Consider the following 23,006-nt stretch of genomic DNA (forward strand, 5'->3'; position numbering starts at 1 on the left):
GAAAGACCGTCTTGTTTCGCGGGCAGCACCGAAGCGCTCCGATTTTCTTAAGACAGTCTAAATTTCCATGGCAAAGAAAGCGTTAACGACGCGAAACCTGACCCGGCAGACGGAAGAGATCATCGTTTGCGGCAATCGTCAGAGCTGCGGAGGCAATGGCCGGCAGATGGACGAGGCGATCGAGATCCTGCGGACGGCGAAGATCGGCGATCACGAGATCAAAGCCGCCTTCGAGAGCCGACGACGGATCTACAGTCTCGAAACGGTGCCAGGGCGCATGGCGGGAGAACGCGGTGCGGAGGGGCTTGAGAACCGCCACGTCGTTGCCAACCAGGCCAATGCGGCGGTTCTTCTCGGAAAATGTCAGGAACGCCGGGACGAAGGCCGAGGCGGTGAAGCGGTCACGCAGGCCGGGGCCGAACAGGCGTGCCGATATGCCGGCCAGACGTACGCTGCCGCGAACGGGAAGCCGCGCGCGCGCAACGCTCTCACCCGTTTCTGAAAGGGTCCGATATTCGACGAGACCGCGTGAAAACGTTATGGTCGACGATGGATGTGGATCGTTGAGCATGGCCTCCGCACGCTCGAATGCGGCAGTCCAGCTCAGCTCTTCGATGCCGTTGCCCAGACCCTGCGGGACTGCCTTGAAGGCGTTGATGTGTACCGAGGCGTTCACGTGTGCTCTCCGCTCGAAAATCCAGTCGTCCTGGACCCTAGCGGAAAGCGCTGAACCGGCTTTGAAGCCAACCGTTAAAATGCGAGCGATGTGTCGAAAGGACATGGCCGTTGAAACGGCATGCCTGATCCGGAGCGACGGCTGCCTAGTGCGACGGAGCTGCCGCCGGTGCCTCGACCTTGACGCCCTCGACGATTTTTTGGGCCGGAATGGGGTTGCTGCCGCGTCTCGCCGTGTTCGTGTCGATCGTCTCCTTCGACATATAGTCGAGCTGTTCGATCAGCACGTTGGCGACGACCGTATCGCCGAGCTTGGCGTTGATGCCGTCCTTGATCTTCGTGCGGAAGCTTTCCGGATCGAAGGTGCCGATGCTTTTCAGGTCGATCATCTTTTCGCCCATCAGAAGCGAGAACAGTTGGTCCGTCAGAACGACTTCCATCGGAAGCTGAACGTGCTTGGACTTCATGCTGTCGACCGAAAGCGAGATCCGGCCGAGGAAATAGCCCTGAACCGTACCATTGTTGATGACCGGCAGGCTGACCGGGTTGCCTCGAACGATCGTGGTCACGACCGCGGCTTCCGCCTCGGTCGCCACGGGCGCCTTCGACATCTGCGCAGAGACATACACGCCACCGATCGTGGCGATGCAGACCCAGAGCCCGATCAGCAGAACCTTGATCATCAGGACGTGCCGAACCGGAACTGATGTTCCGAATAGGTGCCGTCGGCGTCCATGTCCTTGACGGCGTTCTTGAGGATGTCGGCAACGGCGCGGACGGCCTCAAGATGCGCTTCGACGCGCTGGGCGTTGAGCTTCAGCTTCTTCTTCAGGCCCTGCAACTGACCAAGATAAGGTGCCGACGTTTCCTTGACGTCCGGCCCGCGGAACAGGGTCGTCAGTTCATAGAGGCAGCGGCTCTTGTGGGCGTTCGACACTTTGAGGTCGAAGCCGGAGTCGCGGCCGATCCGATCATTCTCGTTATCGATGATCATCTCAAGACGGGAGAGCACGGTCTTGATGCGGTAGTCAGTGGAAACGACGTCCATATCAACCTTCTAATGTTAATTAATTTGATTTCTTGGCTGCGCCGGCGTTTTCCGACGGAGACAGGATCTGCCGCTGGAAATCAGTGATCATGCCCACCGCCATCTGGCGATCGCCTTCATCGGTCTTGGCATTCGGTGCCGTGCCACGTGCATGCTGAACCGACTGCGAGAATAGTTTTTCGGCAATACCGAAACCGCCCTGCTTGGAGACGGCATCAGCAATCTGTTCCGCCATCATGCCCTTCCAGAAATCGCCGGCTGAACCTTTGCCGAAGACTTCTTCGCTCTCGGATGGAAGCATGTTCTGGATAAACGTGGAGGCAACGCTTGCCTCGAACTTCCGGTAGGTCTCCGGAATATCCTTGTGGCGCGAAACACGGACGTTTTCGACCGTGGCGTCGGACCCGGCGGACTCTGCGGACTTGGCAGTCTGGCTTACGGCCTGGGCGAAACCCACACCGTTGGAGGCCAGCATGACCGATTGCGCCGTTGCTTCGTTTGCCTTCAGCTTTTCACGTGCGGCCTGAAGCAGGCCCGGATCTGCGGCCTGGACAACATCCAGGACAAGATCGCTCGGGGGGGAAATAGCCAATTCCAGTTCCTCATTATTTAGCGAACTGGATCATCCCTTATCAAGCTTGCTGGAAGCTGGTGTGGAGACCATCAGGCCGAGATCAACGAGATCGTACATGCGCTCGTCCTCGGCAAGCCGGCCTTCCAGCTCCTTTGCGTCGCCCATGCGCTCCTCGAGCCTATCGCCCTTGGTCTTTTCGCGCAGGACCCGCTGTTCCTGCGCCTTCTGCTGGGCAACGATCTGCTGGCTTCGCGAAAACAGGCGTGTCAGCCGGTCGGCGTAATTCTTGGAGAACTGCTGGTGTACGGGATCGGTCGAGGACAGCGCATCGACAGTCGTGTCGATGGATTGATCGATTTCCGCCTTGCGCTGCACCGTGGTGCTGAGCTCGAACTCGGCGAGCTTTTCTAGCTGGCGCTGGACATCGACCAGACGCCGCAGCTTGTCGGATTTCTTGTTGCCTGCCACGCGCGTCCTCCTTGGAAGCCTTGCCTACAGCCCGGTGAAAACGAGCGGAAACCCGCGCACGAATTCCTCGATCATGGAGGCGATGCCGAGATAGAGAAGGAAGATACCGCCCATCAACGCATACGGCGTCGAGATGAAGTAGACCGGGATCTGCGGCGCCATCTTGTTGATCATTCCGACAGCGACGTTGAACATGATGCCGTAGACGAGGAAGGGGCTCATCAGCCTCAGGACGATCATGAACGTGGCCGACAACGTATCCGTCAGGGTGATCAGGATGCGCCGCGGATTGAGACCTTCGGCGAGCGGGATTGTCGTGTAGGAATCGACCAGCGACCTGATGACGATGTGATGGAAGTTCAGCATAAACAGGACAAGCAGGCCGGACAGAGTCAGAAGACTGGTCAGCTGGCTTTCCGACGAATCTTCCAGCACGTCGGATCCGGGCGGACCGCTGAAGGAGATCGACATGGCGATGGCGGCGCCGGCAAACTGCAGACCCGACGCATAAAGGCGGGCGATCAGGCCGAACACGGCCCCGACGAGGGTTTCAGACGCAATCAGCAGGCCAAGACCCGCAGCGTCACCGGAAACCCTGGGGTAGATCGTATCCCAGACCATCGGCAGCACCGCCATGGACAGCGCCACCGATAGAAACAGCCGGACTTCCATGGGCAATCTGGCAGACGAGAACCCGGGCATGATCATGATGCAGCCGCCGATTCGACAGAATGCAAGAAAGAGAGCGATGACCGTGCCCTGCGGGTCCGTTATCATGAGATCGATCCAAGTACCTTGATCTCGGTGCCCTTTGCCAGCTCGACATGCGACAGGACGGGAAGGGTTGCGAACAGCCGCTCGATGATCATGCGCACATAAGAGCGTGTCTCCGGCGACGTGACAAGTACGAAGGGCATGCCCTTGTCCATGTATTCACGGATGACTTTGCCCGCCTGTTCGCTGAATTCCTCGAGCGAGCGCGGATCGATGTCGAAATCGATGATGTCGCCCTTCGGATCGCGCTTGATTGCCTGGTGAAACAGCAGATCCCATTTCGAGCCGAGACGCAGGACGCGCAGGATGCCGTTGTCGGCAAGATCGCCGCAGATCTGCTGGGCCATGCGGACGCGCACGTGCTCGACGAGCTGCTCGGTCTTGCGGACATGCGGCGCGAGTTCGGCCAGGGCTTCGAGAATGAGGTGCAGGTTCCGGATCGAGACGCGTTCGGCAAGCAGAAGCTTGAGAACCGCCTGAAGGCCGGAATAGGACATGTGCGACGAGCACATCTCGTCCGCGAGCTTCTTGTACTCCGGATCGAGACGTTCGATGAGGATCTTGACGTCCTTGTAGGACAGAAGCTGCGGCAGGTTGTTGCGGATGACTTCGCTGACATGGGTCAGAAGCACCGAGACGTTGTCGATCGGGTGGAAACCCTCGCGCTTTAGATCCTCGACGAAATGCTCCAGCACCGAGACGGCCGGCATGCCGAACGTGGGTTCGCGAACCTCGTCGCCGGGAACCGACGGCTTGCGATCCTTGCCGACGATGACGAGGACTTCGCCCAGTCGCAGCGTGCTGCTGGCGACCGTCGTTCCGTGGATGCGGATCTGGTAGGACTTTTCCGGGATCTGGATATCGTCGACGACCTTGATTTCCGGCACGACGAACCCGTATTGCGTGGCAAACCGCTTGCGCATCTTGCCGACGCGGAACCCGAGTTCCTGGTGTGCGCCGAGAAGACGCGGCGAGACCTGCTTGCCGAGCGCCAGTTCGATTTCTGCCGTCTTGAGGACGTTCTTGACCGAATCCTTTTCCGATTCGCGGTTCTCGACGACCTTCTTTTCCTCGCTCTCGCGCACCCTCTGGTTCTCGGCTTCGATCTGCCGCGGAATGACCCAGCCGGCACCGGCGAGAAGGAATGCAAGCGTCATGAACGGCATGAACGGCAGGCCGGGCACCAGTGCCAAGGTCGCCATCATGCCGGCTGCGACCCACAGAGCGCGAGGATAGCCGCTCAGCTGGCCGATAACAGCTACGTCGGTAGAACCCTGGGTACCGCCGCGGGTGACGATCAGGCCGGCTGCGAGCGAAACGATCAGCGCCGGAACCTGGGAAACGATACCATCGCCGACCGACAGCTTGACGAAGACGTCGGCGGCTTCGCCGATTTCCATGCCGTGACGGAAGTACCCGATGATGATGCCGCCGAACACGTTGATCGTGGTGATCAGCAGGCCGGCGACAGCGTCACCGCGAACGAATTTGGAGGCACCGTCCATGGCGCCGAAGAACGAGCTTTCTTCTTCCAGCTCGCGGCGGCGCAGCTGCGCCTCCTTCTCGTCAATGATGCCGGCGGACAGATCGGCATCGATCGACATCTGCTTGCCGGGAATGGCGTCGAGGGTGAAGCGCGCGCCGACTTCGGCGATACGCGTCGCACCCTTGGTGATGACGATGAAGTTGACGACGATCAGGATCAGGAAGACGATCAGACCGATCACGAAATCGCCGGACATGACGAGGTTCGCGAAACCCGCGATCACGCCGCCGGCGGCGGTATGGCCTTCGTGGCCGTGCGAAAGAATGACGCGGGTGGTGGCGATATTGAGCGCCAGCCGGATCATCGTCGCGATCAGAAGGATCGTCGGGAAGGACGAGAAGTCCAGCGGCCGCTGGATCCACAGCGCCACCATCAGGATCAGAACGGAAAAGGCGATCGAAAACGCCAACCCGATATCGATCATGAAGACCGGCACCGGCAGGAACAGGATGCACAGGATGGCCATGATACCGACGGCAAAGCCGATATCGCGGCCATTCGGCGCGGCCTTCACGGGGGTAATGGACGTCTTCGTCATTGCCATATGCGGTATCTCTTCATGAGATTAGAAAGGCGCATGCTGCGCCCATGGATCGCGCAAAAAGCAAGACATGATAATGCCCGGACCTGTTGCGACAGATCCCTTCTAGGCAGCGAAGCTTGTGTGAGGGTGTCCGCCATCATCGCAGGCGAAGCGTGCGAGCAAGCCTCGCAGCCTTGGCAGCCGTGCGCTAGAAACCGGACTGGACGCGCGAAAAGACGAGATCGGTGAAAAGCGAGATCTGGCCGCCGATGAAGGGAGCGGCAATCCCGAGCGCCAGCATGACGGCGACGATCTTGGGCACGAATGTCAGTGTCATTTCCTGGATCTGAGTCAGCGCCTGAATGAGCGCCACGACCATGCCGACAATCATCGCGGTCAGCACTGCCGGGCTTGAGGCGATGAGAATCGTCCATATCGCCGAGTGCATCATGTCGAGAGCATCGGCTTCATTCATTGCAGGATCATCCGGGGCATTGGTGTCGTGGCCATCATCATCTGGCGCGAATCGCATGCGGATGATGACAGCCACCGACCGCCAATGCAATTGAGCGACCGGTACTGCCCCCGGCAAAACCGCAGGCTCGCCTGCAATTTCAGGAATTCAGTCGGATCAGGACTCCGAGGACTTCGTCGCAGATATCGTGATGCCGTCGCCGATCGTGATCTCCTTGCCAGCCTCGGTCGTTGCAACCAGACCGTCGGACGTGACTTCGATCGATTCGACCACACCGCTGGTCTTGCCATCACTGCTGGTGATCGTCTTGCCGATATAGGACGAGGCGTTCGACAGCGACGACTGTGCGATCAGGCTTTCCAGGTTGGTGTTCGTCTGGATCGACTGTTCGACCTGCGAGAAGGTTGCCAGCTGCGAGATCTGTTCGCTGGCATCCAGCGGATCGGTCGGATCCTGGTTCTGCATCTGGGCGATCAGAAGCTGCAGGAAAGCGTCGTAATCGAGCGAAGCGCTTGCCGCAGCGGATGAAGCCTTCGACGAACTGGTTGCAGTCGTCGAGGTTGCGGACGATACCGTATCTACTGCCATAGCCCCATCTCCTTGCGCAGACCGGCGATAGCAGCCGGCGCGACTTCCTTGCTGTTCAGGATGCGCTCTTCGACAGGATAGAGCGCGCGGATTGCCTTCAGTGCTTCAAAAGCGCGATCGGAGGCGACAAGCGCATCGATCTGCTTGAGCTCGTCGATGATTTCCGGATTGCGGAAGCATGCGAGCAGCATCATGACCGACCGGCGGAACATGGTCACGGCCTGGTCCTTGCCTTCCGGATTGATCAGCATCATCTGTGCGATGAAGTACAGCTGACGAAGCGGGGTCGTCGTATCCTCGGGCTGGAGAACGTGGTTTTCCAGCAGGAACGTAACGTTGTTGAGGAATTCGAGAGAAACCTTGCGATCAACACGCAGGACTGCGCCGTTGATGAAGATCTTTTCGCCGGACTTCAGCGAGATACGCAGTGTGCTTTTCATCTTAGGCCATCCCTGATGATGGTAGTCACGTCGATAATGCCCTGGTAATTGTCGGACTGCTTTTTACGAATGCGTTCGCATTCCTTCAGTATCCAAAGGGCGATGGAGATCAGCTTTGCGCGCAGCTCGATGCCGAGCTCGTTGTCGGGCTGGTTGAGGTCTTCGATAAACCGGGTCCAGACCCTGCGCGTATAATGGATGGCCTCGACGGCCTCGCGTCCATAATGCGATTTGTTCGGGACTGCAGAGAGGAGCTCAATGGAGCGGGCCAGAACCTGGCGTTCTCTCTCTCTAGCGCTTGCGAGGTCATCCTTGATTACCTCGGCATACGCAAACTGGAACATGCTTGCTTCCTTCATGTTGCAAACCAAATGCCGCGGGGCAACTACCCATTATAGATAGTTGACGAGGCTCAGTCCCTGGATCTTGGAGGTGATGGTGTATGAGGTCTCTACTTGCGTCAACAACGTGTTGAGACGCACCGAAGCATCATAAGTATCCACGCCGACGAGATCTGTCAGTTGGGTGTTGATGATATCCATTTGCGCCGACATGGCGGTATTGGCCTTTTCGACGCGCTCCTGGGAAAGACCCATGGAAGAGCGCTCAGCATCGATGCCGGACACCGATAGGCCGGCAAGATTGGTAACGGTCGCGTTGACCTTGTTCAGTGCACCGGCGGACAGGCCGGCCGTCGCCAACTGGGACGTGATCAGGCTGCCGAGAACGAGGTTCTTGAAGCCATCGGCATTCAGGCTCGTCGAAGTGGTGACGGTCTCAGACGTGCTGACACGACCGGTCATTTTGGTGTCGGACGCGTTTGTCCAGCCGGACCAGTCGAAGGACGACGTATAGTCCTCGAGGAAGGTCGCCATCTGGCTGGACGATATATCCGATGCGCTGGAGATACCGTTGGCCGACATGAAGCTCGAAAACTGCGTGTTGAAGTCGTCCTTCAGGTCGGTGATGAAGCTGTCGTACAGAGGCGCGGCATCGGTGTTGATGCCGGAAAACAGATACTCGCCATTGACCGAGACGTTTGCGTAGCTGACGAAATTCTCGAGCACGGACGTCGCCGTATCGGCAGAAACCTGCAAGCTCGTCTTGTCGCTGCTGCCGGAGAGCGCGACCAGCGAATCCAGCAGCGTCTGGCCGGAGTCGGACATCTGCTCCATCGCAAGCTGCGAGGAATCCATTCGCTGATTGGTCAGCGAATTGGAATCGATGATTGCCTGCAGCCGTGATGACTCGCGGCCGTAATCGAGGCTTGCAGACGTCCGCGTACCGAGTTCCAGACCCGTATCCGCATAGGTACCGTTGACCGATTCCTTCTGCAGCTTGGCGATCTCGGTCTGCGAGTTCTGTACGGTCAGCTGCATTGTCTGGCTGACGGACAGGGTTGAGATGGATGTCGTCTTCATGACTTAGTTCGCAGCCTCCATCAGCGCCGCCAGCATCTCGTCGATGGTCGACAAGAGCTTTGAGGCCGCCTTGTAGGATTGTTCGACATCGAGGAGGAGGATCAGTTCCTCATCGAGATTGACGCCCGTTGCGTTGGAATAGGCCTCGGTTGAACGCGACAGCATGGCCGTCGTGGTTTCCGCAGCATTTGTGGCTCCGCTCCGGTATTCCTCGACCCAGCCGACTGAATCCGTTGAGTAATCCAGCAATGTGGCCTTGTCGCCGATCTTGGCGGCAGGATCAAATTCCATGGAAGTCTCGAAGCCCGAGACATATTCGCTGAGCAACGTGGAAAAGCCGCTCGCGCTCTCGGTGTTGACACTGGCGCCCGAAATCGAGCCGTCCCTGAGCTTGGTGGGGTCGGCGACCGCATCGGCATTGACCGTGATGATCCCAGCCAGGCCGGTGATGATCTCAGCCGTTTCGAAATCGACTTCGTCGCCTGTGGTCGTCGTGAAAAGACCGGCGATCTGGCTTGCGCCATCTGTTTCGGAAAACAGGGAAATCAGGCCGCGGGCGATTTCGTCGAGCTGGTCCTGGTACGTTGGATAGACCTCGTCACGCAGCTGGACGAGTGCCTGAAGCGACCCTTGCGCCGTCGTGTCGCTGCTCTGGCCGGCCTTCAGCTCCACGCCGTCGATATAGACTGCGCCGCCGACCGTCGTTGCATCGTAACCCGCAGTCGAATCGAACGTTACAGGCCGTGCCGTGCTTTCGAACAGCGTGATGCCGCCATTCGTATAGATCGACATGTCGTTGTTGTCGCGCGTCGCGGTGCTGATGCCGACGATGCCGGAAATCTGCTTGAGCAGGCTTTCGCGGGTATCGAGAGCGTTGTTGCCGTCGGTGCCGGCCGCAGCCGCCGTCACAACCGCCTTGTTGGCCTGCTCGAACTGCGCAAGCAGCTTATTGAGCTTGTCAACCTGGCCGGAAATCTGGGCGTCGGTGCCAGCCCGAAGCTGCTGCACTTCGGTGGTGCTGGTATTGAGAGCCGTCGCAACATCGACCGCCGAGTTGACCGCAGCCGAAGCGAGCGTCACGTCTCCGGGGGTCGCCGCGTAGGTCTGCAGCGCGTCCCGCAGTTCGGACAGTGCCGTGGACGGAGCAAGCGAATACCCGTCCCCGCCCATGATTGTGTAGACGGATTCCAGTCCGGCCAGCAATGTCTGCTGTCCCGCATCGTCGGCCGTAGACGAGAGTGTCTGCTTCAGCAGCGCGGCGTCTTCCGTCCGCGCTGTCTGAACGGTCGTGGCACCGGTATAGGCGTTCGTGACAGTCGCGGCGGAACGGCGGTTGTAATCGCTGTTCCCGACGTTTTGAACGTTTGTCGACAACACCCCCGTCTGCGTGGCGGTGTTGTTCAAGATATTCTTTGTCGTACTCAGTGCCGATGCGAGTGACATCGCTTAACTCCTGAAACTACCGGACCAGATTAATCAGTACGTCCATCAGATCGGAACCGGTCTGGAACACTTTGGAATTGGCGCTATAGCTGCGCTGCGCTTCGATCATCTCGGTCAGTTCGTTGGCCAGATCGACGTTGGAGGTTTCGAGCGCGCCCGAAACGATCTCGCCAAATCCACTGGAGCCGGCAAAGCCGAGGGTGACCACGCCGGAGCTACTCGTCGTGCGGTAGACGTTGCCGGAGGAGACTTCGAGGTTGTCGGGGCTTTCGACCGTCGCCATGGCGATCTGGTACAGCGACTTCGACGAACCGTCCGCATAGACCGCGTTGATCGTGCCGTCAGATTCGATCTTGACGCTGGAGATGGAGCTCGGCGCGCTGCCGTTGACGCTGCCGCTCGAGATGTTCGACTTGGCCGACAGCTGCGTCATGCCGGCGAGATCGAACTTGATCCCGTTGACCGTGACAGAAAGCTCCTCGGCACCGTCAACTGTTTCAAGCTTGCCGGACGAATTGAACGCGAGCGACAGGTTGGCGAGTTCGCCATCACCGCCATAAGGGAAGCTGCCGGTGCCGGTCGTGCTTGCGTCAGCTGCGTTATAGACGCTGAGCTGCCATTCGCCTGCAGCCGTCTTCGAGAAATAGAAGTCGTAGACGATCGGGTTGCCGAGGCTGTCGTAGCTGGTCAGCGACGTCTTCAGCGTGCTGTCCATGTCGACGTCGACATCTTCGGTGTTGTCGGCCGGCAGGTCGGCGGCGACGACATCGGACGCGCTGTTGAGGTTGCCGGAGAGCGACCCGGAGGTCGACGCGACCGCACTCAGTTCCGAGCCGCCGACATTGATCGGGACCAGGCCGTCATAGCTGTTGACGACGGTCGTCGGGGTTCCGGAATCGTAGGAGTAACCGAGGAGCGTATAGCCTGCAGAGTTGACCAGGTTGCCCTGCTCGTTCGGCGTAAAATCGCCAGAACGGGTCAGAAAGGTCTCGCCCGCTGAATTCTGTACGACGAAAAATCCGTCGCCCTGGATGGCAAGATCGGATCCTGACGTGGTGTATTCGAGAGCACCCTGCTCAGAAATAGAATACTTCACGCTGGTTTCGACACCACCGGAATTGTATGAGCCGGCCGTCGATGGCAGCACTAGCGACGCAAACTGCGTGGACGACTTTTTGTAGGCAGTCGTCGACGAGTTAGCAATGTTATCGCCAACGGTGCCCAAACGGTTTGCCTGCGCATTCATGCCCGATACGGCGGTTTTCATAGTTCCGAAAAGGCTCATAGCAATCCTCGTTGCACTTAGGCTTATGACTTTAGGGGATGGGCCTTGCGTGAAGCTGTCTGCGTGCTGGCATCGAGCGCTGATCTGCGTCGAAGTCGAGGGCCCTATCTGTCTGACAAAAATGACAAATCGAGCACGCAAAAAAAATGGCACCTCATATTTGGGTGCCATTTTCAGTGTTAGTTCCAGTCGATGCAGTATCCTAGGAACCGCTTCGAATCGATGGGATCGAAGCCCAGTTTCTTGCGAAGCTTCTTGCGAAGCTTGCTGATGTGGCTTTCGACCACGTTCTCTTCGACGTCCTCGTCGAACACGCCGTAGATGGCGTTGAAGATCTGCGACTTGGAAACACGACGGCCGCGATTGGCAATCAAGTATTCCAGGATGCGGCGTTCGCGCCGTGGAAGTGCAAACGCTTCGCCTTCGACTTCGGGATCGCGGCCATCGGAGAAAACCCGGATCGCGCCGATGTCGGTGTGATTGGCAACCGCGTTCAGGCGGCGGCGGATAGCCGCTGCCCGTGCCAGAATTTCCCTCGGATGAACCGGCTTGCGCACAACATCGTCGACACCGCAGTCGAAAAGCGCAAGCGTGGATTCTAGGGACGGCTGATCGCTGACAGCGATTACCGGTGCACTGCTGCGTCCACGGATTGCCCGTGGCAAATCATGGATCAGGTCGCCCTGACCAATCAAAAACGCCTCGATTGCAGCAATATCGGCTTCCGCTGCCGAATTCACCCAATCTGTAAATTCTTCCGGATCAAACCCGGTAGAAGGAACGCCTTCGCGCCCAAACAAAGACGTGTAACCGTCTTTCACTATTTCTCGTTCATCAACCACTACGATCATTCGTCCGCCTCCGAATCAATATCGCATCTCTGTGAGAGAGTGATACGAATCGTCAGGAATCTGGGCAACTAGAGGAAGTAACAGGGGCTTGCTAATAATTGATTAACCATGTTGCGCCGATTTGGTACTAGATCTAGTGGATAAAGTGTGGCCTCCGCATAATGCGCGGTGGAAAATTAATTTTTGAGAAAATGCTCACTTGAAAACGCAGTTTGAACGCATTCTCTCATCGGCAGCCGTAAACAGATATTAGATTTCACTAATTTCTATTTCAGGTTGCGCTCGGACCACAAAAATTCGTCGCGTTCCGCGTCCATTTTCCGAAGTCGGTGGCAACAAGATTGGCGATCACCCGGCACACATAGCGCTGCTGCGCCGGATTGTTGTTGGGACCGGCATGATATCTGGCGACTGCCATCGTCCATGTCTCGTGCTTGTCGTGCAGCCGTTTCAGAAATAGCGCCGCATATTCGACGTTCTTTCTCGGGTCGAGCATGTCCGGAACCGAGGCAAACTCCTCGCCATGGAAGTGGTGATTGATCTGCATGCAGCCGAGATCGATCAGCTTGGCGCCCGTGCTCTTCGCCTGGGTAAAGAGCTGCATTGCCTCCTGCACAGACGACGCGAAATAGGCCTTGCCTTCGATATTCAGCGCATAGGGACTCAGCGATCCCTTGCGTCCGGTCTCTGTCAGTCCCACCGAGTAGAGGATGCCTTCAGGGACGCCGTATTTGCGCGCTGCGGCCTGGATCTGGGCCTCGCAGATGCTGACCTGTTCCGAGGTGATCTTGCCGTTTCCAGCCTGGCCAGTCCCTGGCTGGGCGGTTCGGGCCTGATCGCGCCGCTGCGGCGCGCCGGCGCGCTTCTGCGTCCCCGGCTGCGCGGCGTTGGGCACGTCTGCCTGCTGAGGAGGCTGCTGGGTGGCGTAGAGCTGCCAGGCGCGGGTTTCGACCGCGCTACAGGTAAATGTCGCCAGTGCCAGCGCTGCCGATGTCAGTTTCAACGACAGTCTCATTGCGCTTCTCCATGTCGTTGCGATTGCCGTCGTTGGAGCGGCCACCCTGAGCCTGTCCCTGCTGGCGAGCTGCCTCGCCGTCGCGGGCGAGCTGCTGCTGTGTCTGCGCGCCGCTGCCGCCCTGCTGCTGGTCTGCAGACGAGTTCGAGCTGTCGGTCGATGGTGCCATGCTGACGGTCACCTGGTCGACGTTGAAGCCTTGGGCCCGCAAGGCATCGAGCATCGGCTTGCTGTCATCGCTGAGCTCGCGATAAGCCATGCTGCTGTGGACCGTAAGATGGATGCTCAGCTGATCTCCCACCAGCCGCATATGCGCGGTCACGGTGCCGAGATTGTCGGGCGTGAGCTGGAGCTTCAGCGTATTGACCACGCTGCCGGTGCCGGATGTGCGGGTCGGATCGGTCAGAGCGGAAGACGGCTGCATGGCCGCGGTCCATTCCCTGTTGCTGGAGGCGGCACTCAAAAGATTGCTGGCATTTTCGCCGACGCCAAAGCCGAGATAGCGTCGCGAGTCGAGAACCGTGACGGTTTCGGTGTTGGCTGTGCCTGGAAGGCTGTCCTGCAGGTCGGATCCACCGTCCGCGCCTGTGACGATCGACAGGCTGACAGCCGCAATCGCATCTCCGGCTTTCTGGAAGCGGTAGGATTTAACGTCTGTCTGGGGTTCTGCCTCGCCCGTATAGAGGAAATCGAAGGACGTGGCAGCATCCGTGTCGTCGGACGGCATGCTGGCGTCCGTCTTATCGTTCGGGATCCCCGTCTCGGTCACGGAGATCATGGCCGACAGTGCGGCTATATCCGCGGACTGGGCCGGGTTACCGGTCTCGACGCTGGCCGTCAGATTGAGCAGTGCCGCTGTTGAGAGCGCAGCCGTTGAATCTGGCACAGCGGTCGCGAGGGCTGCTCCTTGGCTTTCATCGTCCGGCACGTCCTTCGAAAGCACATCGGCGATCTTCGCCTTTCCATCGTCGCCAGCAACAGTCGTGACGCGCTTGGTTGCAGTAGCAACCAACTGGGTAACGTCGATCTGGCCGCCGGCCTTATCCGGGCTACCGGTCTGTTTGATGTTGCCTGTTTGGTTGAGGCTGTCACTCTGGTGCTGACCCGGAATCTCTTCCGGCAAGGTTTGTCCGACAAGCTCTTCATTGACCGCTTCGTCTACAGACGGCGCCGGAACCGGCTGGGCGACCGGGTGCGGCACGTCCACCTGCGGGGCTGCGACCGGAAGCTCGGCTGCAGCCTGGACAAGCGTTGCAGCGGATGGAGCAGCGGTATCCGCAGGTTCCGTCGGCTTGAAGTTTGCGGCAAGCGATGTCAGGTCGGTAAGCGTCTTGAAGCGGGAACTGCCGAGCGAAATCTTTCCCGTCCCGGATCCGTCCTCGGCAACCGCCGTGCCGTTCTCTGTCGATTTCCCGGCATCGGCGTCCGCGTCTGTCAGCACCTGGGCAAATTCGCCGGCTTCGCCGTTCTGCGGCGATGCCTTTCCGAAAAGAGTCCCGACCTGCCCGTCTGATACTGCCTTAACCGAAGCGCCTGCTACGTTCGTCATTCATATGCCTCATCGCTGAGCAGGTCGTCGATCTGCTTCAGCTTCATTCTGTTCTGCTCTACATAGGTCTGGAGGCTTGCCTCCATTTCCGGATTCTCGGTCTTTGCTGCGGGCTTGGCCACAGAGGTGGTCGGTGCCGGCGCCGAAGGGATGGTGGCGGACGCCGTCGCAGCCTGACCCGCTTCGCCCGCGGGCATCACCACCGGCTCTGCCGATACGCTCGAGGTTTCGGGTGCCATCAGGATCTGTTCGACGACCTTTTGCGCCGCTGCACGCAGGTTCCTGTCGCGTTCGGAAAGCGCGCCATCGGGGATCTGCGACAGACTCTTTGCCGCTTCCACAACGTTACTGGACGAAATGCTGGCAAGATCGCCATACAGCTGCCCGATCGCATTGTTCTCTGAACCGGGACTGGGGGAGAGACGTTCCGCGTTCAATGCCGCAAAGCGAGCCAGATCCTTGTTGCCCGCGAGCAAGGCGCGCCTGGATACCCGGAGGTAGAATTCGTGCGCGCGCGGATCGTCCATCATTGAGACGACGTCGGTCCAGCGGCTCCGGTCACCCTTGCCGTCATCGTCAGTGGCAAGTTGCACGAACATGTCGATAAACTGGCTGGCATAGGGAGAATAGAGAAAACGACGGACGTATTTCGCCGCCAGATCGAAGCCCCTGCCCGGCTCCGTCTGTAGGATCACGGCGAGCGACCGTCTGAGCGCTGCCTCTTCCAGATTGGTCCCGGGTGCGAGCAGCCGAACCTGATCGAAATAGCCGATCGCCTTGGCGGGGTCGGCATTCGCCGTGATGTTGCCGGCGACGAGCGCCAGATAGGGGCCAACCGGGCTTGTGCCATACTCCTTGACCAACCCCTCGAATGCAGCGACCGCCGTCAGGCCCTGCCCCTGGAAATAGCGACGGAGAACGCGCGCCAACCGGCCATCGAATTCACCGTCGACATCGCGTGCCGCAAGAAAATCCAGCGTCTGCGGATTGCCGCCACTCATGGCGAATACGAAAACCGCATCGACGTTGCGGGGATCCTTGAACACATCAGGTGATGCCGTGCGTAGCCGCTGGTCGAGTGTCTTGAGAAGGAAGCGCTGCATTTCGTTGGCGGAATGATCGCCCGCGACGATCGCGTCCTGCAGATATTGCAGGGAGCGGATCATCTTGTATGGCTCAAGATCCTCACTGGCCACGGCGTTGCCCGCAGCGGCGAGAAAAACCCCGGCGACCAGTGAGCGCAGCAAGTTATGGCGATCGCGCGAACGCATCATCTCGATTTATCCGTTGCCCAGCAGGATTTCGATACGGCGATTGGCGCCGCTCATCGGATCTTCGACGTTTTGAAGTCGCCGGTCGGCAAATCCAGAGACCTGCTTTACCCTTTCCTCGTTCAAGCCGCCCCGCACGAGCATGTAATAGGCCGCATGCGCGCGGGACATTGACAGGCTCCAATTGTCTCCGGTGCGTCCCTTGAAGGGCCGTCCGTCCGTGTGGCCACGAATGATCACCGACCCTGGACGCGCGGCCAGGAGTTTGCCGATCTTTTCCATGGCGAGCACGAGCTCCTTGCCTGGCAATGCGGATCCGACATTGAACATCGCGGTATTTGCTTCGTCCGAGATCGTGATCAGCGTGCCGCCTTCGGCAGGCTGCACCACGATGCCCTCGGCCAGCTTGCCGGCAATCCCGGCGACCTGCGCCTGAATTTCCTTCTGAAGCTCTTCGGCCTTGTCCTGCCCGGCGGCGTCGAGTTCAGCTTTTGCCTTCTTGTCCGATGCATCGGAAGCATCGGGCGCTGAGACGGCATCCGGCTTTACCGATACTGGGACAGTTTCCACCGCGGGCGGCTGGGAAAAGGCGCTCGCCTGCTCGCCCGGCAGACTCGTGTCCGAAGCAAGCTTGGCTTGCGCCGGTGTGTCGAGCTGCTTGCTCCAGAAATCCGGATCGAAAGGATCGCGATAGGCTTCTCCGCCATCCGCACCGGTGGACGGACCGGAATCGCTCGCGCCACCCTCGCCCTTCGTGCTGACATTGGCCTGTTGGCCTACTTCCTGAGCGATGCTGGCAAGCACGGAATAGGGATTCTGGAACAGAGCTGCTTCGGAAAAGGTCATGTCGTCGCCAGAGGCGGAAATGGACTCGCCATCCATGCCCGCCTTGCCGCCGCCCGTCTTGTCGTTCTCAACGGTGGACTTCTTGTCGGAATCTTCGCCCTTGGCCTGATCCGACGGCTTCTTAATGCCCTTGGATGCGGGCGTGTCGTCAGACAGCGGCACGGGATTGAAATAGCTCGCGAGCGATGCCTTCGTTTCCTCATTGGCGGCGTTGACCAGCCACATGACGAGAAAGAAGGCCATCATGGCGGTCATGAAGTCGGCGAACGCAATCTTCCACGCACCGCCGTGATGGCTGTCGTGATCGCCGCGGTGACGCTTGATGATGATGATTTCGTTTTTGCCGTGATGATGGTTCTCAGCTTCGCTCATGCCAGCACCCTCTCAAGGTCGGCGGCAAAGGCAGAAAGGCGCGTCACGAGAAGCGAATCACCGATCTCGACGCGGATGTCGGTGTCATCTGTGTGGACGAACGACACCGCATCGCCTTTCTCCTCAAGCTGGGCTTTGAGAAGATCGCAGAGATGCACCGGTCCGAAGACCGTAATCTGCTCCAAAATTTCCTTGGCGAGCGTCGGTTTCAGCTCCTCGACAAGCTCGTTGATAGCGCCGCGCATCACCTGTTCTTTGAGCAAGGGAGACAGAACGCGTGCCGTCGCCTCGGACAGTTCGGCAGAGACCCGCGACGCGAGATCCGGAAGAGCCTTCGAGAGATAATCGGCCAACCCGTCCTCGAACTGGAGACGCTGCTGTTCGATCTCCTGCGCATGCTGTTCCTTCAGCGCCTCGAGCTCTTCGGCATGCTTCGCCTCCAAGGATTCGGTCGCCGCAAGATGACCTTCATCATAGGCTTCGCGACGCTCGGCCTCGAGATCGACTTCTACCGTCTGCGCAAAGCTTTCCAGCGCCGGCATCTCGGCGGGCGACGCAAAGTGAGAGGGCGTTTCTATCGGGGCCGCAAGCAGCGCAGCCTCGGCGCCGAAATCTCTGAGATACCGCGCAAGTGGGGAATTCATCAACGCACTCCATCAACGTCGTTTGCGGAATAAGGCCGCAACGTCTCACGCATCGCCCGTTCTGTGATGCTCCACACCGGCCTCCGGCCCGCGCCCGATCGCCGGGGCGGCGGAGTTCGCCATGGGAATAGATCAGAAATTAGGAAGTTAAACTTGTGCGAGGATGATGCAGTCCTCGTGAACCTGAACGACAAGGTGCGACGACACCAAGATACCTGACACCTACGCCGCAAGAGCCGTACAGCAAATGCAATCGGCCGCGCTCGAAAGCGCGGCCGGCATAATTTCGCTGGTATGTTCAATCTTACTGCTGGAAGAGCGTAAGAATGTTTTCGGAGCTGGAGTTTGCAATCGACAGCGACTGGACGGCCAGCTGCTGCTGCGTCTGCAGAGCAGACAGTCTGGCAGACTCTTCTTCCATGTCGGCGTCGACGAGGCGGCTGATGCCTTCCTCGATCGCATCCGTCAGAGTTCCGGCATAGCTGGTCTGAAGGTCGATACGGGTGGTCAGCGCGCCGAGGGCAGCACCAGCATCCGTGAGGCTGGAGAGAGCCAGTTCGACATTGTCGAGATATTCTGCGAGTTCTGTGTCCGTGGTGGCGGCCGTCAGGGTGATGTCCATGACATCGCCAAGGAGACCGCCCGAACCGACGCCGTCGGCATCGATGGAGCCGAACATGGCGTTGGTTGCAACGTCATAGGATGCCGTCGTGACTTCGACTGTACCGTCGTCGTTGCGGATGAAGCCGTCGACGACCGATTCCGGGTCGGCGCCGGTAGCGGCGACCATCCAGTTTTCACCGCTGAACGAAGCGCCTTGGGCGATCGAGGACAGCTGTTCCTGCAGCTTGGTGATTTCAAGCTGGATCTGTGCCTTGTCGGTCGAGTTTTCGTTCGCGGTGACGATCTTCGACTTGATTTCGTTGACGACGTCGATAGCGCTTTCCATGGCGGCGTAGGCCGTATCGACCTTTGCAGCACCAACTCCCAGAGCGTCGGTCGCAGCCACCAAAGCGTCCTTGTCGGAACCCATCGTGGTCGAGATCGACCAGTAGGCAACGTTGTCGGAGGCCTCGGATACGCGATAGCCCGAGGATACACGGCTCTGCGCCTGCTCCAGGCTATCGTTGATACCCCTCAACGTCTGAAGTGCAGAGTTTGCGGCGTTGTTGGTCAAGATGCTGGTCATTAAAACTGCCCCTTATGGCATTGGATGGGAGGGCATCCCGGGTGTTCCGGTAACGACGATCAGCTTCATGCCTGCCGCGCCCTTGCATTCGGCTCGCCGTTGCGATGGATACAGAAAATCATCTTATGGTTAATGGAGGGTTAAAGCGGGAACAAAAGTTAACGCGGGCTGGAACATTTTCAGCTTTCGCGAACGAAGATTAATGGGCGGTAGGTTTTGCGGGAGCGTGAACGAATGCCTCCACGGTCTGCTCGCAGGATAGAGGTGGAAAGGATCCCATCGTTCCACCGCAGCTGAAACGCGGCTCCAACGCCGCTGCGCGTTACACCTCCGGACAGCTTGGCGAACATACCTGCAACGGCGTGATTTTGCTGTTGTTTTGAAGTCATTAACCACGCTGGAAGCTGTTTTAGCAATGCCGCCAGATTTAAGACCTTGGCAAGGAATGGCTGCGAAATTGCAGCCTAGATGACGGGCTTGGATCCGGTAAGGAACAAGAGGCATGAAGCCGGACCGTCATTTGCCGGTGACACTACCGAACCCGGTATGTCCTCCTTTTTTGTATAGAGTCCAAGGGGACAATCCATGACTAGCATCAACTTCAATTCTTCTGCTTCGTCCGCTCTTCAGACACTGAGCACCATCAACAAGAGCCTGGAGCAGACGCAGAACAGCGTTTCGACCGGCTACAAGGTGAGCAAGGCTTCGGACAACGTTGCCTACTGGTCGATCTCGACCACGATGAATTCCGACAAGGGCGCCCTCAACGCTGCTTCCGACGCTCTGGGCGTTGGCGCTGCCAAGGTTGATACCGCCTATGCCGCCATGGAAAGCGCCATCGACGTCGTCAACGAAATCAAGGCGAAGCTTGTTACCGCTTCGGAAAGCTCGACCGACAAGGCTCAGATCCAGCTCGAAGTCGGCAAGCTGAAAGAACAGCTGTCCTCGATCGCCGAAGGCGCTTCGTTCAGCGGTGAAAACTGGATCGTCAAGGGCGACCAGGACTCTGCCAGCGTTGTCGACGGCTTCGTTCGCGACGCAGACGGCGCTGTCAAGGTCACGACGGCAACCTACGACATCGAAACCAACGCACTGTTTGACTCGGTCACAGCCGGCGTCGGCAGCGGCGGTATCCTCGGCGATCTGATGGCGACTGCCGATCTCACGGACTCGACGAGCGACACGGACATCGCAACCTACCTCTCAACTGTTGAAACGGCTCTTTCCAGCATGACGATCGCTGGCGGCGCACTTGGTGCTCTGACCACCCGTATCGACCTGCAGTCGGACTATTCCGGCCAGCTGTCTGACGCGATCGAAGAAGGCGTAAGCCGCTTGGTCGACGCCGACATGGAAGAAGAATCTGCCAAGCTGTCTGCCCTGCAGACCCAGCAGCAGCTCGCCATCCAGTCGCTGTCGATTGCGAACTCCTCTTCGCAGAACGTGCTCTCGCTGTTCCAGTAAGAAAACCAGCCTTTACCTTCTGGTTTGTTCAAGAAAAGCCCCGGGTCATCCCCGGGGCTTTTTTCGTACCTTCGATCGGGTCATGGTAAAGAAAGATATTTTTTCTCGTCAAAGATCGTCAGCCTTCGGACTTCATTAACGTTAATGCTGTTATCTAAGCTCATCTAAGCGGCGGGCCGGAATGAGTGAGTATTTTCCGACTGGCATGATGCACTCAGGCCGCTTTCCGGTGCTTCCGGAATGTCCCCTCCTTTTTGTTTTGCCTAGGGGTTTAGTAACATGACGAGTATCCTTACCAACACTGCAGCGAATTCTGCACTTCAGACGCTCAGCAACATCAACAAGGGCCTGGAAGACACTCAGGACCGCGTTTCTTCCGGCTACAAGGTCAGCAAAGCATCGGACAACGTTGCTTACTGGTCGATCTCCACCACAATGAATTCCGACCAGAAGGCCCTCAACTCCGCTACCGACGCGCTTGGCGTTGGCGCTGCGAAGGTCGACACGGCCTATGCCGCGATGGAAAGCGCCATCGACGTCGTCAACGAGATCAAGGCCAAGCTGGTTACGGCAACGGAAACCTCGACCGACAAGGAACAGATCCAGCTCGAAATCGACAAGCTGCAGGAACAGCTGTCGTCGATCGCGCAGGGCGCTTCCTTCAGCGGCGAGAACTGGATGGTCACTGGCGACCAGGCAGACGGCGGTACGGTCGTAGACGGCTTCATCCGCAGCGATGACGGTACAGTCAAGGTCACGTCCGCCTCCTACGACATCCCGACCTATGCTCTGTTCGATGACGTGTCCGGCGGCGTCGGCACCGGCGGCGTCCTCAACGACACCATGGACATCGATCTCGCCACGATCACTGACGAAACCGACATCGCCGCGATGCTCGACACTGTGGAAACTGCTCTTGCGAGCATGACCATCGGCGGCGCCGCTCTCGGTGCACTGACTACCCGTATCGATCTCCAGACGGACTATTCCAACCAGCTTTCGGACGCCATCGATGAGGGCATCAGCCGTCTCGTAGACGCTGACATGGAAGAAGAGTCTGCCAAGCTGTCTGCCCTGCAGACGCAGCAGCAGCTCGCTGTCCAGTCGCTGTCGATCGCGAATTCCAGCTCGGAAAACATCCTCACGCTCTTCCAGTAAGACGCGTTTGGTTCAACATACGAAAGAAAGGCCGCGCTCAATGCGCGGCCTTTTTTCGTCTCGTTGTCCGGGAATAAAACTTCGCCTTGGAGAAGGCGCCGTGCCTTACGAGAACGATCTCACCAGCGAGCCGACGAGAAGGTTCCAGCCGTCGATAAGGACGAAGAAAAGGATCTTGAACGGCAGCGAGATCGAGGTTGGCGGCAGCATCATCATGCCCATCGCCATCGTGATGCTGGCAACGATCATGTCGATGACGAGGAATGGCAGGACGATGAGAAAGCCGATTTCGAAGCCGCGGCGGATTTCCGACAGCATGAATGCCGGGATCAGCACGCGGTAGTCCGTCTGCGCGCCGAGCGTGACCGTCTGGCCGCGTTCCCGGGCGATGTCGACGAACAGCGCCACATCCTTGTCGCGGACGTTGGCAATCATGAATTCGCGGAACGGCTGCGCGATGCGCTGTATCGCTTCGGCCTCGTTGATCTGGTTCTGCAAAAGCGGCTGTGCGCCATCCTGCCAGGCACGGTCCATTGTCGGCGCCATGACGTAGAAGGTCATGAACAACGCCATGCTGGTCAGGATCATGTTGGACGGTGTGGTCGAAAGGCCCATGCCCGACCGCAGGATCGAGAACGCGATAATGAAGCGCGGGAAGCTCGTCACCATGATCAGGATGCCGGGCGCGATGGATAGAACCGTCAGCAGGCCGAAGGTGCGGATGATCCAGGCGGAGACCGAGCCGTCGACCGGCAGGTTCAGCATGTCCAGGGCAGACTGTTGCGCATTCGCCGCGTCGGGTAACGCAGCGAAGAGAGCAAGAACGGCTAAAAAACGAATCATTCGATGATGAAAGTCCTGAACACCAGATCAGCAACCTTGCCCTGAGACCTCAGCTTGGCGCGTTCCTTCAGGTCATCTCGGAGATAACCGAAGCCGCGTGGCCCCTGAATTTGCTGCAGCGACAAGGTCCGCATATAGGCGAGTATATCTTCCTGAATGGAAGCCGCCACCGCTTCATCGATGTTTTCACCGAATATTAACGAAACCTCGAGGCGGACCATGCTGTCCGAAGGATAGGCGAGGTTGGCAATGATCGGCTCCAGCGGCCGGACGTGGCTCACACCGGCAGCGGCGCCGTGTTCCCCTCCCCCGGCAGGAGCCGCGGCTGCGCCATGACCGGCGGCAGGTGCCTCCTCCACGACCGGCGACGGGACGATCATCTTGCCGACAACCCAGCCTCCGCCCACGCCGACGACCGTCAGTCCCAGTACGGCCGCCGCAGTCATCACCAGGGAAGACTTTTTCTTCGCTGGTTGATCCGCCGTGAGGCTGGCGTCGGTCATGGTGGCTAAACTCCGCTAGTAGTGAGGGACATCAAATTGCG

At 58.8% G+C, this 23,006-nt stretch carries 25 protein-coding genes; 2 read left to right on the plus strand and 23 right to left on the minus strand.

Annotation, left to right across the window (positions count from 1 at the left end; all coding sequences use genetic code 11):
- Nucleotides 1–82: 82 nt before the first annotated feature.
- From AC0JZ8_RS19820 to AC0JZ8_RS19920, 21 genes are all read right to left on the minus strand, one after another.
- Nucleotides 83–676 (minus strand): hypothetical protein, encoded by a 594-nt coding sequence (locus AC0JZ8_RS19820; protein ID WP_471893268.1) that lies wholly within the window; start codon nucleotides 674–676, stop codon nucleotides 83–85.
- A gap of 145 nt (nucleotides 677–821) precedes the next feature.
- Complete coding sequence (locus AC0JZ8_RS19825; protein ID WP_471893269.1) at nucleotides 822–1,358, minus strand: hypothetical protein; 537 nt, start codon at nucleotides 1,356–1,358, stop codon at nucleotides 822–824.
- Nucleotides 1,358–1,723 (minus strand): hypothetical protein, encoded by a 366-nt coding sequence (locus AC0JZ8_RS19830; RefSeq protein WP_062453786.1) that lies wholly within the window; start codon nucleotides 1,721–1,723, stop codon nucleotides 1,358–1,360. Before AC0JZ8_RS19830 ends, AC0JZ8_RS19825 begins: the two co-directional genes overlap by 1 nt.
- 19 nt (nucleotides 1,724–1,742) lie before the next feature.
- Entirely contained in the window at nucleotides 1,743–2,315 is a 573-nt protein-coding gene (locus AC0JZ8_RS19835) for a rod-binding protein (protein ID WP_062579116.1), read from the minus strand.
- 30 nt (nucleotides 2,316–2,345) lie between these two features.
- Nucleotides 2,346–2,765, minus strand: coding sequence for a hypothetical protein (locus AC0JZ8_RS19840; protein ID WP_062453788.1), 420 nt, complete (start codon nucleotides 2,763–2,765; stop codon nucleotides 2,346–2,348).
- A gap of 24 nt (nucleotides 2,766–2,789) precedes the next feature.
- On the minus strand, nucleotides 2,790–3,542 hold the full coding sequence (gene fliR / locus AC0JZ8_RS19845) for a flagellar biosynthetic protein FliR (protein WP_062453789.1): 753 nt from the start codon (nucleotides 3,540–3,542) through the stop codon (nucleotides 2,790–2,792).
- Nucleotides 3,539–5,623 (minus strand): flagellar biosynthesis protein FlhA, encoded by a 2,085-nt coding sequence (gene flhA, locus AC0JZ8_RS19850; protein ID WP_062454866.1) that lies wholly within the window; start codon nucleotides 5,621–5,623, stop codon nucleotides 3,539–3,541. The genes fliR and flhA overlap by 4 nt, the downstream gene beginning before the upstream one ends.
- A 193-nt stretch (nucleotides 5,624–5,816) precedes the next feature.
- Complete coding sequence (gene fliQ, locus AC0JZ8_RS19855; protein WP_062454868.1) at nucleotides 5,817–6,083, minus strand: flagellar biosynthesis protein FliQ; 267 nt, start codon at nucleotides 6,081–6,083, stop codon at nucleotides 5,817–5,819.
- 156 nt (nucleotides 6,084–6,239) lie between these two features.
- Nucleotides 6,240–6,671 (minus strand): flagellar hook assembly protein FlgD, encoded by a 432-nt coding sequence (flgD, locus tag AC0JZ8_RS19860; RefSeq protein WP_092661202.1) that lies wholly within the window; start codon nucleotides 6,669–6,671, stop codon nucleotides 6,240–6,242.
- The gene (gene flbT, locus AC0JZ8_RS19865; protein WP_062453791.1) at nucleotides 6,662–7,111 is read right to left on the minus strand and encodes a flagellar biosynthesis repressor FlbT; all 450 of its coding nucleotides are present in this window, start codon (nucleotides 7,109–7,111) and stop codon (nucleotides 6,662–6,664) included. The genes flgD and flbT overlap by 10 nt, the downstream gene beginning before the upstream one ends.
- The gene (flaF, locus tag AC0JZ8_RS19870; protein WP_062453792.1) at nucleotides 7,108–7,455 is read right to left on the minus strand and encodes a flagellar biosynthesis regulator FlaF; all 348 of its coding nucleotides are present in this window, start codon (nucleotides 7,453–7,455) and stop codon (nucleotides 7,108–7,110) included. The genes flbT and flaF overlap by 4 nt, the downstream gene beginning before the upstream one ends.
- A 48-nt stretch (nucleotides 7,456–7,503) precedes the next feature.
- Nucleotides 7,504–8,532, minus strand: a complete 1,029-nt coding sequence (locus tag AC0JZ8_RS19875; protein ID WP_471893270.1) for a flagellar hook-associated family protein — start codon at nucleotides 8,530–8,532, stop codon at nucleotides 7,504–7,506.
- A gap of 3 nt (nucleotides 8,533–8,535) precedes the next feature.
- Nucleotides 8,536–9,975, minus strand: coding sequence for a flagellar hook-associated protein FlgK (gene flgK / locus AC0JZ8_RS19880; protein ID WP_471893271.1), 1,440 nt, complete (start codon nucleotides 9,973–9,975; stop codon nucleotides 8,536–8,538).
- A 16-nt stretch (nucleotides 9,976–9,991) separates the two neighbouring features.
- Nucleotides 9,992–11,260, minus strand: coding sequence for a flagellar hook protein FlgE (locus AC0JZ8_RS19885; RefSeq protein ID WP_062579112.1), 1,269 nt, complete (start codon nucleotides 11,258–11,260; stop codon nucleotides 9,992–9,994).
- Between the two features lie 179 nt (nucleotides 11,261–11,439).
- Nucleotides 11,440–12,111: a response regulator transcription factor gene (locus AC0JZ8_RS19890; protein ID WP_062579110.1), complete on the minus strand. Its 672-nt coding sequence runs from the start codon at nucleotides 12,109–12,111 to the stop codon at nucleotides 11,440–11,442.
- 271 nt (nucleotides 12,112–12,382) lie between these two features.
- A complete protein-coding gene (locus AC0JZ8_RS19895; protein WP_062454870.1) occupies nucleotides 12,383–12,898 on the minus strand; it encodes a transglycosylase SLT domain-containing protein in 516 nt (171 codons plus the stop codon).
- A gap of 169 nt (nucleotides 12,899–13,067) precedes the next feature.
- Nucleotides 13,068–14,675: a flagellar hook-length control protein FliK gene (gene fliK, locus AC0JZ8_RS19900; RefSeq protein ID WP_471893272.1), complete on the minus strand. Its 1,608-nt coding sequence runs from the start codon at nucleotides 14,673–14,675 to the stop codon at nucleotides 13,068–13,070.
- A complete protein-coding gene (locus AC0JZ8_RS19905; RefSeq protein ID WP_062453798.1) occupies nucleotides 14,672–15,949 on the minus strand; it encodes a chemotaxis protein in 1,278 nt (425 codons plus the stop codon). The genes fliK and AC0JZ8_RS19905 overlap by 4 nt, the downstream gene beginning before the upstream one ends.
- A gap of 6 nt (nucleotides 15,950–15,955) precedes the next feature.
- A complete protein-coding gene (locus AC0JZ8_RS19910; RefSeq protein ID WP_430255972.1) occupies nucleotides 15,956–17,164 on the minus strand; it encodes a MotB family protein in 1,209 nt (402 codons plus the stop codon).
- A complete protein-coding gene (locus tag AC0JZ8_RS19915) occupies nucleotides 17,161–17,808 on the minus strand; it encodes a hypothetical protein (protein ID WP_062579103.1) in 648 nt (215 codons plus the stop codon). Before AC0JZ8_RS19915 ends, AC0JZ8_RS19910 begins: the two co-directional genes overlap by 4 nt.
- 304 nt (nucleotides 17,809–18,112) lie before the next feature.
- Entirely contained in the window at nucleotides 18,113–18,997 is an 885-nt protein-coding gene (locus AC0JZ8_RS19920) for a flagellin N-terminal helical domain-containing protein (RefSeq protein WP_092661188.1), read from the minus strand.
- 585 nt (nucleotides 18,998–19,582) lie between these two features.
- Between AC0JZ8_RS19920 and AC0JZ8_RS19925 the strand changes: the two genes are divergently transcribed.
- Together AC0JZ8_RS19925 and AC0JZ8_RS19930 are read left to right on the plus strand one after the other, a co-directional pair.
- Nucleotides 19,583–20,461 (plus strand): flagellin N-terminal helical domain-containing protein, encoded by an 879-nt coding sequence (locus AC0JZ8_RS19925; protein WP_113109495.1) that lies wholly within the window; start codon nucleotides 19,583–19,585, stop codon nucleotides 20,459–20,461.
- A gap of 279 nt (nucleotides 20,462–20,740) precedes the next feature.
- On the plus strand, nucleotides 20,741–21,619 hold the full coding sequence (locus AC0JZ8_RS19930) for a flagellin N-terminal helical domain-containing protein (RefSeq protein WP_471893273.1): 879 nt from the start codon (nucleotides 20,741–20,743) through the stop codon (nucleotides 21,617–21,619).
- Nucleotides 21,620–21,724: 105 nt separating this feature from the next.
- Here AC0JZ8_RS19930 and fliP read toward each other — a convergent pair whose 3' ends face one another.
- Nucleotides 21,725–22,462: a flagellar type III secretion system pore protein FliP gene (gene fliP / locus AC0JZ8_RS19935; RefSeq protein ID WP_062453804.1), complete on the minus strand. Its 738-nt coding sequence runs from the start codon at nucleotides 22,460–22,462 to the stop codon at nucleotides 21,725–21,727.
- Nucleotides 22,459–22,965 (minus strand): flagellar basal body-associated FliL family protein, encoded by a 507-nt coding sequence (locus AC0JZ8_RS19940; protein ID WP_062453805.1) that lies wholly within the window; start codon nucleotides 22,963–22,965, stop codon nucleotides 22,459–22,461. Before AC0JZ8_RS19940 ends, fliP begins: the two co-directional genes overlap by 4 nt.
- Between the last annotated feature and the right edge of the window lie 41 nt (nucleotides 22,966–23,006).

The organism is Velazquezella soli, assembly GCF_977018685.1.

Coding starts and splice junctions, on each gene's coding strand:
- AC0JZ8_RS19825 (WP_471893269.1), bottom strand. CDS start 1,358: ATGATCAAGGTTCTGCTGATCGGGCTCTGGGTCTGCATCGCCACGATC.
- AC0JZ8_RS19830 (WP_062453786.1), bottom strand. CDS start 1,723: ATGGACGTCGTTTCCACTGACTACCGCATCAAGACCGTGCTCTCCCGT.
- fliR (WP_062453789.1), bottom strand. CDS start 3,542: ATGATAACGGACCCGCAGGGCACGGTCATCGCTCTCTTTCTTGCATTC.
- flhA (WP_062454866.1), bottom strand. CDS start 5,623: ATGACGAAGACGTCCATTACCCCCGTGAAGGCCGCGCCGAATGGCCGC.
- fliQ (WP_062454868.1), bottom strand. CDS start 6,083: ATGAATGAAGCCGATGCTCTCGACATGATGCACTCGGCGATATGGACG.
- flgD (WP_092661202.1), bottom strand. CDS start 6,671: ATGGCAGTAGATACGGTATCGTCCGCAACCTCGACGACTGCAACCAGT.
- flbT (WP_062453791.1), bottom strand. CDS start 7,111: ATGAAAAGCACACTGCGTATCTCGCTGAAGTCCGGCGAAAAGATCTTC.
- flaF (WP_062453792.1), bottom strand. CDS start 7,455: ATGTTCCAGTTTGCGTATGCCGAGGTAATCAAGGATGACCTCGCAAGC.
- AC0JZ8_RS19875 (WP_471893270.1), bottom strand. CDS start 8,532: ATGAAGACGACATCCATCTCAACCCTGTCCGTCAGCCAGACAATGCAG.
- flgK (WP_471893271.1), bottom strand. CDS start 9,975: ATGTCACTCGCATCGGCACTGAGTACGACAAAGAATATCTTGAACAAC.
- AC0JZ8_RS19885 (WP_062579112.1), bottom strand. CDS start 11,260: ATGAGCCTTTTCGGAACTATGAAAACCGCCGTATCGGGCATGAATGCG.
- AC0JZ8_RS19890 (WP_062579110.1), bottom strand. CDS start 12,111: ATGATCGTAGTGGTTGATGAACGAGAAATAGTGAAAGACGGTTACACG.
- fliK (WP_471893272.1), bottom strand. CDS start 14,675: ATGACGAACGTAGCAGGCGCTTCGGTTAAGGCAGTATCAGACGGGCAG.
- AC0JZ8_RS19905 (WP_062453798.1), bottom strand. CDS start 15,949: ATGATGCGTTCGCGCGATCGCCATAACTTGCTGCGCTCACTGGTCGCC.
- AC0JZ8_RS19910 (WP_430255972.1), bottom strand. CDS start 17,164: ATGAGCGAAGCTGAGAACCATCATCACGGCAAAAACGAAATCATCATC.
- AC0JZ8_RS19915 (WP_062579103.1), bottom strand. CDS start 17,808: ATGAATTCCCCACTTGCGCGGTATCTCAGAGATTTCGGCGCCGAGGCT.
- AC0JZ8_RS19920 (WP_092661188.1), bottom strand. CDS start 18,997: ATGACCAGCATCTTGACCAACAACGCCGCAAACTCTGCACTTCAGACG.
- AC0JZ8_RS19925 (WP_113109495.1), top strand. CDS start 19,583: ATGACTAGCATCAACTTCAATTCTTCTGCTTCGTCCGCTCTTCAGACA.
- AC0JZ8_RS19930 (WP_471893273.1), top strand. CDS start 20,741: ATGACGAGTATCCTTACCAACACTGCAGCGAATTCTGCACTTCAGACG.
- fliP (WP_062453804.1), bottom strand. CDS start 22,462: ATGATTCGTTTTTTAGCCGTTCTTGCTCTCTTCGCTGCGTTACCCGAC.
- AC0JZ8_RS19940 (WP_062453805.1), bottom strand. CDS start 22,965: ATGACCGACGCCAGCCTCACGGCGGATCAACCAGCGAAGAAAAAGTCT.